Annotated in this window: 8 protein-coding genes and 1 riboswitch; all 8 genes read left to right on the forward strand. The window is 36.3% G+C overall.

What is annotated here, in order from left to right; translation table 11 throughout:
- The first annotated feature begins 254 nt into the window (after window positions 1-254).
- A riboswitch (cyclic di-GMP riboswitch) is annotated at window positions 255-335 on the forward strand.
- Between the two features lie 57 nt (window positions 336-392).
- Complete coding sequence (locus tag ACTNC0_RS17800; RefSeq protein ID WP_441088435.1) at window positions 393-596, forward strand: helix-turn-helix domain-containing protein; 204 nt, start codon at window positions 393-395, stop codon at window positions 594-596.
- A gap of 60 nt (window positions 597-656) precedes the next feature.
- Complete coding sequence (locus tag ACTNC0_RS17805; protein WP_441088436.1) at window positions 657-1,613, forward strand: helix-turn-helix transcriptional regulator; 957 nt, start codon at window positions 657-659, stop codon at window positions 1,611-1,613.
- 27 nt (window positions 1,614-1,640) lie between these two features.
- Complete coding sequence (locus ACTNC0_RS17810) at window positions 1,641-4,226, forward strand: dynamin family protein (protein ID WP_441088437.1); 2,586 nt, start codon at window positions 1,641-1,643, stop codon at window positions 4,224-4,226.
- A 10-nt stretch (window positions 4,227-4,236) separates the two neighbouring features.
- The gene (locus tag ACTNC0_RS17815) at window positions 4,237-4,788 is read left to right on the forward strand and encodes a hypothetical protein (RefSeq protein WP_441088438.1); all 552 of its coding nucleotides are present in this window, start codon (window positions 4,237-4,239) and stop codon (window positions 4,786-4,788) included.
- Between the two features lie 18 nt (window positions 4,789-4,806).
- On the forward strand, window positions 4,807-8,028 hold the full coding sequence (locus tag ACTNC0_RS17820) for an ATP-binding protein (RefSeq protein ID WP_441088439.1): 3,222 nt from the start codon (window positions 4,807-4,809) through the stop codon (window positions 8,026-8,028).
- Complete coding sequence (locus tag ACTNC0_RS17825; protein ID WP_441088440.1) at window positions 8,028-8,996, forward strand: hypothetical protein; 969 nt, start codon at window positions 8,028-8,030, stop codon at window positions 8,994-8,996. The genes ACTNC0_RS17820 and ACTNC0_RS17825 overlap by 1 nt, the downstream gene beginning before the upstream one ends.
- On the forward strand, window positions 8,983-9,375 hold the full coding sequence (locus ACTNC0_RS17830) for a hypothetical protein (RefSeq protein WP_441088441.1): 393 nt from the start codon (window positions 8,983-8,985) through the stop codon (window positions 9,373-9,375). Before ACTNC0_RS17825 ends, ACTNC0_RS17830 begins: the two co-directional genes overlap by 14 nt.
- 79 nt (window positions 9,376-9,454) lie before the next feature.
- Entirely contained in the window at window positions 9,455-9,649 is a 195-nt protein-coding gene (locus tag ACTNC0_RS17835; protein ID WP_441088442.1) for a hypothetical protein, read from the forward strand.
- The last annotated feature ends 110 nt before the right edge of the window (window positions 9,650-9,759 follow it).

Here is a 9,759-nt window from a genome sequence, read left to right on the forward strand (position 1 = left end):
AGGCAAGAGTTATCGTAAAAGTTTGTCAGAAAAAAGTCTTTCCATAGACTGTCCATACAGTTCTTTTACGATAACTCTATATTTACGATAATCTGGATTATGCAAAGAGAATATAGATTTGGTTATGGCCTGTGGGTGTCTTCGGATGCTTGCAGGTCTTTTTTTTGTTTATTTTGTACAAGATTTTTGGAGAGTTATGTCAATTCCTTATTGACAAATGGCCGTTGACGGAATATGCTATACACATACCAATTAAATATTTTTAGCAAAGCATTCGAAAGAGTGTGACGCAAAGCTATAGGGCCTAAGTAACAATATGGTAGCCAGTTGCACGTTGAAGAGCATTGCTAATATTGGCATTGCTTTTTTTTATTTTTAAGAGGTGTATTTGTATGATTAAAGGTTATCTTTCAGTGAATGATGTAGCTGAAAAATGGAATCTTTCTCCACGCCGCGTAAGGACAATGTGTCAAGAAGGTAAAATTGAAGGCGCATCAAAATTAGGTAGAGAATGGGCGATTCCGGATGATGCCGAAAGACCAACTGATGCAAGAATTACATCAGGGGAGTATAAAAATTGGAGAAAAAAAGAATAGCATGACAGGATACGTCATTCTAAGAGATTATAATTACCTTATAGACATGGAGGTAGCATTATGAGTGACGGCTTAAAGGGAGACAGATCAGACCGATTGCTTGGTATTTATACACGGCTGATCAATGGCGGAATCGTAAACAAGACAGAGGAAGCTGCAAAATATAATGTAGATGAAAGAAGTATCCAGAGAGATATAGATAGCATCCGGAATTTCTTGGCTAATGATGTGGATGAATCCGGTGTCATAAATAGCATTATCTATGATCGAGTTAAGAAGGGATTTCGATTAGAACATATTTACAAAATCAAGCTAACTAACAGTGAGATTCTTGCAGTTTGCAAAATATTACTTGAGAGTCGGTCATTGACTAAAGATGAAATGATACCGATGCTTGATAAATTGATTTCTTCCTGTGTTCCTTATGAGAACCAGAAGATTGTGAAAGATCTTATTCGGAATGAAGAATTTCATTATGTTGAGCCAAGACATCGAACAAAGTTTTTGGATAATATGTGGACTCTTGGCCAGGCAATCCGAGATTGTCATTACATTGAAATTGATTACACAAGAACTAAGGATAAGAAAACTGTGCAGAGAAAATTGAAACCTGTGGCAATCATGTTTTCAGAATACTATTTTTACCTGACAGCATTTATCGATGATGAAAAAGTGAAGAAAGATTTTGATGTCATCAATGATTCATCACCGACGATATATCGCATAGATAGAATAAAAAATGTCCAGGTACTTGATGAGAGATTTCATATTCCGTATAGCAGCAGATTTGAAGAGGGAGAATTTAGAAAACGAGTACAGTTTATGATGGGAGGGGAACTTCAAAAAGTAAAATTTGTGTATAAGGGGCTGGATGTAGATGCAGTTCTTGATCGTTTGCCTACAGCAAATATTGTCGATAAAATAGATGAAGGATATGTTGTTCAGGCTGAGGTGTTTGGAAAAGGAATTGATATGTGGCTAAGGAGTCAAGGTGATTGCATCACTATTTTGAATTAGAAAAAATACTCTATGAGGAGGCTTTAGATGAGAAAGATATATATTGAATATGATCCATATGAGATGATAACAACCGTGAGGGTTGATGGTAAAGAAATACAAACAAACAAGCATTGTGATGCGAACTTAAAGCGATTTCTTGATCCAAAAGTACATATGCCTATTCAGGCTTGGATAGATCCGATAGCGAGAGATAATTGGTGTGGATTATTGGAAACAATCTGCAAAATGGGAGATAAGGACATTAAGGTTGAGTTTTCAGGAAGAAAGATAGATTATGATAGTGTTAAGAAATCATTGAATGCTCAGAACGAGAATCGTCAATTAAAAGCCAATATTACATATTGTGACTTGGTTAATGAGATTATTCCTGATTCTCAGATGAAAAGAAATATCGCAGATGTAATTGACCTGATGCTTACTAAAGAATTTGAAGAGATTGTAAAAGAATCAAAGTCATCTGCACTAATAGATAAATATGGTCGTTTGAAATCAACATATGATGAAATTGAAGCAGAAGAGTTCAGAATAGTATTTACTGGTACATATAGTAGTGGTAAATCTTCGACAATTAATGCATTGATCGGGAAAAATATTCTTCCAACTGCTTCTGGGACTTGCACAGCGAAAATATGCAAGATAATTCATACGGATGAAAAAGATTTAAAGTGTTTTGCTAAAGTTCGTTATGCGTATAAGGGAAGTAAGAAAGAATTCGTTTGCGAAAATGAGGAAGCAGTTCAGGATAAAATTAAAGGTGCTGAAGAAACTGTTGAGAATATCGAAGTGCTAACATCACTTGCAAATTTGTATCCTGAGGACATTGAAAATGATTTCAATTTAGTAATTGTGGATACCCCAGGTACGGATAGTGCTACTGGAAATGATACAAAGAAAACGGATGAAGAAGCAAGGCGCTTACATAAAAAGTCTCACTTAGAAATCACGAAAGAGGTTTTACAATCAAAACAAAAAGAGATGGTTGTTTTGATTGCGGATGATAAGTTAGAAGATGACAATATTGTAGAATTATTGGATATCATAGAAGAATCTGCAGAAAAGGATGAAGGCGCGTTTAATGATAGATTCTTATTTGTAATGAATATGTGCGATTCGTTGACATATACAAATGAAGGGGAAACTTTACAGAACTATGTAAAAAATTATATCGCCAACATCAAGAAAGTTCCAAATTCTCAGAGAATAAGAAATATTGTCAATCCGAGAGTCTTTCCTGTAACATCGGGTGCAGCATTAGCAGTGGTAAATGGGTATACGAAGAGACCAGGTTTGTCAGAAGGCAGAACTAAAAAGGCTGAGTTATATGGCTACTATGCCGAGTTTTGCAAAAAAGTTTACTATTATGGACATGAAGAATTAGAACATGATTTTGAGTCATACATTGAAGAAATAAAAACACAGTATGCCAATTATCATAATTACTGCTTGGAAGAGCAAAGCTCTGTTTCTGAAGCAGAAAAATACGAGTATGCAAAGAAACTCTCTGGAGATTTGGCTGTACCGGAACGAGTAATGATTCATACAGGCATCCCAGCATTGGCTAGTGCTATAAAGGAATATATCAAGAGTTATGCGTATCCTATTAAGGTGCGTAATCTATTAAATTGCTTTACAGATATCATAGGAGAACTTGATAGTCTAAATAAAACAGAACTGGAGGCACTGGAACAAGCAAAAAAAGATTACAGCGATGCTGTCTCGGAAAGAGCAAAAAAAGAAGCAGAAAAGGCAGCGGAAGAAAAAAGAAGGGTTACGCTCGAAAATATAAAAGAAAGAATGAATCAGGTAAAGAGAAAAATTGACGATATAACTGAAACGATTCCTGAAATTAATAAAATTCAATCGAGCTTTTATGTAATAAAGAACAGTATCGCTGAGAAGATAAACGGAAGAAATGAAGTGCCCAAATCCGAGGGTGATGAAATTATTCAAGATATTTCTAATCAAGTCGATTCCTTACTTGGGCAAATAAGGGATACAGTAACCTTGGTTAAGAAAAAGAAACGAAATGCAACGGTAGATTTATATCAGGAATTTGTTTCTTACTTATTGGAGCTTGAGACATCCGGCTTAATGAATATTGGAAATTTTTCGTTAAAAGATACTGTTGAATACCAGGAATTAATTGACAAAGAAAAATTTACAAAGCCTATTTCAAGTACACGTGATGAGGCCAATCCAAATAAAGAATATATTGAATTTGGGTATGGAATAGGAAATTTCTTCAGTTCAATAGGACGGGCATGGAAAACGAGGAAAGAGCCTAAGACAATAAAGAAAACATATATCGACATTGCAACGTACGTATCGGACAATATTGATCCTATTCAAGTTTCAATTGATAAATATGTTGAGAAATTAAGATCCGATTATCAAAATGATGTTAAGGCGCTAAAGAAGGATACTAAAGAACGTGTAGATCAGGTAATGTCAATGATAAAAGTGAAGAACGATGCTATTTCTGATATGAAAAAAGAAGCGTCTAAAATCGCTGCAGACGAAAAGTGTTATGCAGTAGAGGTGAATAAACTGGATGAAATACGAAAGTATTTAGATCAGCTAATAGCAAAGATTTCATATACACAGATTTAGGAGGCCGATTATGTATTTTAATTCAAATAAAGCATATACAGATGCAATAAAAAGTAAAGATGTGGGCGCATTAAGAGCTTTGCTGGTTGGTATCATTGGATCTGATCCAACGTTTGCTACTTCGGAATATAATGAAGCACGGAGATATATAAAGGAAACGAGCCAAGCAATTCATGGAGAAGTTCTTCGTTTAGATGAGCCGTATGTTCGACAGGAAGATGAGTATACAAAATCTAACGACGAATGGAATGAAGAGTTTTTTCAAATGCAGTTGTTGTGGCTCAGATATAATTTTGCGACAAAAGAGAGACTTCCTATCATCAAAGAAATTGGGGAAAGCGTTTATAAAAATAAACCTACTCTGGGAAAAACAAAAAAGAAAAATAAAGTAGAACAGGCAAATAAAGAAAAAAAAGAAGATGTCGTCATGACAACCGGTGGCGGCCAAAGTAAAATACGGTTGTTTAGTAAAGAATGGTTTATGAAGAATTATTTATGGATAATAGCTATAGTTGCTGTAGTTGCTGTAGCACTATTTATCTTTAAAATTATTTTGAAGTAGAGATAGGGAGGTGGAAAGATGGCAAAAGAAGATGTAGATGTTCGTCTTCGAGATGACTTGAATACGGCATTAGCTCAGGTAGATAAAGTGATTATGAGAAAATACATTTCTGATATTGATAAGAGACCTGTATTTATTCCGTCATTTGATGTGACTTTCTCTGAACCAAAAGAAAAATCCGACTTGCCAGTTTGCATCGTTGGTACAAATATAATGCTTGCAAAATTAACCAGAGTAGTGTTTGACAAGGATGAAAATATTTTAGATAAGTTGGCCACAACGTATAACGCTACATCATTATACGAAAATGCGACAATCGTAATGCTGTTAAAAAGCGATGATACAGGAATTGATGTTTATTTGGGAACAGTGTGCAAGACAACAGATGACTCCTTTGTTCCTCAAAACCAGATATCGGCGTTGATAAGAAATCTGGAGGCAAATTTCCCAGGCAGTAAGCTTGAAGAAATTACAGATTCTGGACAAAGGATGAATATCGTTCAGAGCATTTTTGAAAATAATGTTTGTGTCTCAGCGGTAACAGGCATTGCGGCTCTAAAAAACGAAGAAGATACAGAAAATCAGAAATATATACAAGGTTTGGAAAAACTGGCGGATTCATTAAAAGGTAAGAAATGTACTGTGATGATTATTGCAGATCCAGTAACAGATATTGCGAGAGAAAGTATCAGAGCAGGTTATGAGGAAATCTATTCCGCACTTAAACCATTTGAAAAATCCGAGTATTCTATCAATGATACCAATGGAAAGACGGTAACTGATAGTGTGATTAAGGGTGTAACTGATACAACTAATGAAAGTATTGCTAAAACCAAAACTCATACAATTACAAAAGGAACTAATAGCGCTCATACAGTAGGTGGATCTGTTGGAGCCAATGCAAGCACAACAGCAACCGCCGGTGTTAATGTGACACCTTTTGGAGTTGGTGCCACAGCAAGTGCATCAGCAACGGTTGGAGCAAGTGTGTCAGCTGATTATCATTACATGCATGGACATCACACTGATAAAAGTGATGCAGAAGGAAAAACTGAAACAACCGGCACTTCAAAATCCTTAAGTGAGCAGAATTCGGTAGCCAATGCGATAAGCACGACCAAAGGAGAAGGACTACAGATTACATATGAGAATAGAAGCATAAAATCAATTCTCGACAGGATTAATTTGCAAATTGAGAGGATCGAGGAATGTGAAGATTATGGAATGTATGATTGCGGAGTATATTTTTTATCGGACGATTATACAACATGTGTATCTGTAGCCAGCACATATAAGTCAATCATTCAAGGGGAACATTCATCAGTTGAAACCTCCCATATTAGTATATGGGATTCAGAAGAGGCAAAACCCTTGATACCATATCTTAGCACTTTCAATCATCCAATATTTGACATCGCAGATGAAAAAGATGAAAAAAATAGTGCGACTGCGTCAACAATAGTCAGTGGAAAAGAACTTGCAATTTATATGGGGCTTCCAAAGAAGTCAGTATCGGGCATTCCTGTAATTGAATGTGCAAGTTTTGGCAGAAATGTTTTGTATACGCAAGATGAGCCAAAGGGTAAAAAGATTGATTTTGGTGCTATACATCATATGTATGATGACGAAAATAATAGGGTACTTCTTGACAAGAATAGTTTCACATCACATGCTTTTGTAACGGGTTCGACAGGATCAGGTAAATCTAATGCCGTTTATCAATTGATAAATAATATGTGTTGCGAATTATCTGACAAAGAAAAAACTCATTTTATGGTCATAGAACCTGCTAAGGGCGAATACAAAGATGTTTTCGGCGGTAAAATCGGAGTAAGCGTATTTGGAACAAATCCAAAGAAGGGGAAACTTTTAAGAATTAATCCTTTTAGTTTTCCGGATGAAATCCACATTCTGGAGCATATTGATAGGCTCATAGAGATTTTTAATGTATGTTGGCCAATGTATGCTGCTATGCCTGCAGTATTAAAGGAATCCATAGAACGGGCATATGAATCAGTAGGTTGGGATTTGACATTGTCAACATGTGAGAATCAGATAGCTGGAAAAAATGTTTATCCGAATTTTATTGATGTTCTTGATCAAGTAAATCAAGTGATTAAGGAATCTAAGTATTCCGCCGACAGTAAAGGCGATTATGTAGGAGCATTGTCTATGCGTATCAGCTCCTTGACCAATGGAATCAACGGACAAATCTTGACAGATGATGAATTAGCAAATAAAGACTTATTTGATAACAATGTCATTGTAGATTTAAGTAGGGTTGGCTCGAATGAAACGAAAGCATTGTTAATGGGTCTAATGATTATCAAGCTTCAAGAGTACAGAATGGCATGCGCTGATGGAACAAATAAAAGTCTCCGTCATATCACTGTCCTTGAAGAAGCGCATAATATTTTAAAGCGTACGAGCACAGAGCAAAGTGCAGACAGCTCAAATCTGGCCGGAAAATCTGTAGAAATGTTAGCAAATGCGATTGCAGAGATGAGAACATATGGGGAAGGATTTATCATTGTAGATCAATCACCTGGTTTAATGGATATGTCTGTAATACGTAATACTAATACCAAAATCATACTTCGTCTCCCTGATGCATCAGATAGAGAACTTGTTGGTAAAGCTGCTAATTTGAATGATAATCAAATTATAGAACTTGCGAAGCTTAAAACAGGAGTATGTGCAGTATATCAGAACAATTGGATAGAACCTGTGTTGTGCCATGTCGATGAATGGAAGCCGGTCAATAACAAAAAGTATACTGTAGATCAGGAAGTTTTACGTGATACTAAAGAAGTTAAAAGAGATATAGTGAAGATGGTTTTGTTGCCACCTGATCGTATTGACGTAGAAAAATGCGAATTAAATCCGGAAGATTTATTGAAAACAAAGCTTTCATCAAATGTGAAGGTTAAAATCCTGAAATTGCTGAAAGAAAAAGATGTAGAAAAATATCGGAACTTAAGAAAATCAATTGTTTATGAGATCTTTAATCCAGATTCAGCGCTTGAGAGAAATATTTGCTTTAGAAATGAGATTAAAGAGTGGTGTAATGCAATGGATGATGAATTGATCCCTCATCTTGATCAGTTTGAGAAAGAAGAGAGAGAAAAGATATTAGCCTTGCTTGCACTTGAAAAAAGCAGGATAGAGGGAACAAATGAGTATTCGGAATTGCTTAACAATCTCATGATTTTTCTTGATGCGGAAAGGAGGAGATTGTAATGCTTGAAGGAGGAAACTCAAAGAATTCGGAAGTAAAAACTGCTGATAATACAGAAGTTAAATCGACAGAATCGGGAAAGCTTCAAAAGGGTTTATCAGAAATCGCAACAAAACTGACTGATTTGTTATTTTCCGACGATCACGGTGAAAGCAAGGATAGCAACAATAAAGATGTGAAGGATGAATCAGAAAGCAAATCAGATTCAAAAGAAAGCAATGAAGGTTTTTCTGATAAAGTAAAACAGGCATTCGAAGAGCTGTTTTCAACAGATAATAGTGAAAAAACAGTAGAAACTGCAGCCGAAACACAAGAGACGAATAACGATGATTCTGGAGAAGCGAATCTTGAAAATAAGGATCCTTTGATTGAGAAGATTGCAAAAAGCATTGGCACACCAGAGGGAATAAAGGCGCTGATAGAAAAACATCCGGAAAAAGCCGAATTGTGGAAAAATGAAATGGATGCACTTGACACATTAAATGATCCTGATGCATCTCCTGCTGAAATTCGTAGTGCCCAGGCCAAACTTAGTGTTTTGAAGGGGCAATTATTAGAAACAGCTGTAAAAGATGCACTTGCAGAGACAGGTCTTGATGTTGAGGCGCAACAAAGAGTTGTTGAAGGTGAGAGCGGCGGTACAAGACCAGATGTTATTGCAAAAAATAACACGGATCATCCGATTGTTGTTTTTGGGGAAACGATAATGCCTGGCGAGACAATATGTGTAGAATGTAAATGTGGTGGTTCAGCATATATGACAAACCAACTTAATAATCATATTCCTAATCAGCTATCCGGACAAGAGGGAACAAAAGTATTATTGACCACCTCGGATATTAAGGATTCACCAACAGGTTTAGCGGATAGTGTTTGTTCTAAGTACGGAGCTAAACTGGTTGTGCCCGATGTGAGCGTAGCCGATGTAGAGAATGCAATCAAGGAGGTAGCGGCTAATGAAAGTGTATAGTATAAAGGATGAATCTGTGGCTAAGCAATTAGCTCAACTGATTTCTCTGAATGCAGAGTGCGTTAAATTGCAATGGTCACGGACAATAACAGACGTACCAAATAATGTAATGAGTGCGTTGGAGACGATTGAAGGTTATGTTGAAAATGTAATCGAAAATAAGTGTGGGGGATCATTAGTTGGAGAACTTTCTCAAACGGATGAAGATAATATGATAAGTATCATAAAAAAGAATCCTGAATTGAGAAGCACCATTGGACTGGGAGTAGTATATGCCGGAGCGCAGACTAAACAAGTGAATGATATTGCAAAAAAAGTGGAAATGCCGAAAATAATTTGTGATGCCTTGGACTTAAATGCTAATACTATAATTTTTTAAAACATTTTTTTCTAAAATCGGAAAATCGGTCTAACTGATACCTAGACCTCCAGAAAGACAGAACTGGAGGTCATAAGGTATGGCAGAGAACGATTTGCGAGAAGAACGCACGGTTGTACTGAGCCGGGAGGAACAATTGAATATGGAGCGTTGTGCTGAGTTTATGGCTCGAATGATCCAAAAGTATGGGAAGAAGGTTTTGGCGAAGATTGAAGCCAAGGAACGTGCAGAACGCGAAAGAGAATTGGTATCTTCTGGCGATGAAGAGGCATGATGGGTGCGCTGGTTACATTGTAAGCGCTTAATTTTCAGCCGTTGATAGAAAAATACCCGGCTACTTTTCAGCAGCCGGAGAACTTTGACAATTCACATATGATTGATTCT

The organism is Blautia sp. HCP3S3_B11 (assembly GCF_052064435.1).
In the GTDB taxonomy this organism is placed as follows: Bacteria; Bacillota; Clostridia; order Lachnospirales; family Lachnospiraceae; genus Blautia_A.

Coding starts and splice junctions, on each gene's coding strand:
- ACTNC0_RS17835 (WP_441088442.1), top strand. CDS start 9,455: ATGGCAGAGAACGATTTGCGAGAAGAACGCACGGTTGTACTGAGCCGG.
- ACTNC0_RS17805 (WP_441088436.1), top strand. CDS start 657: ATGAGTGACGGCTTAAAGGGAGACAGATCAGACCGATTGCTTGGTATT.
- ACTNC0_RS17800 (WP_441088435.1), top strand. CDS start 393: ATGATTAAAGGTTATCTTTCAGTGAATGATGTAGCTGAAAAATGGAAT.
- ACTNC0_RS17820 (WP_441088439.1), top strand. CDS start 4,807: ATGGCAAAAGAAGATGTAGATGTTCGTCTTCGAGATGACTTGAATACG.
- ACTNC0_RS17815 (WP_441088438.1), top strand. CDS start 4,237: ATGTATTTTAATTCAAATAAAGCATATACAGATGCAATAAAAAGTAAA.
- ACTNC0_RS17825 (WP_441088440.1), top strand. CDS start 8,028: ATGCTTGAAGGAGGAAACTCAAAGAATTCGGAAGTAAAAACTGCTGAT.
- ACTNC0_RS17810 (WP_441088437.1), top strand. CDS start 1,641: ATGAGAAAGATATATATTGAATATGATCCATATGAGATGATAACAACC.
- ACTNC0_RS17830 (WP_441088441.1), top strand. CDS start 8,983: ATGAAAGTGTATAGTATAAAGGATGAATCTGTGGCTAAGCAATTAGCT.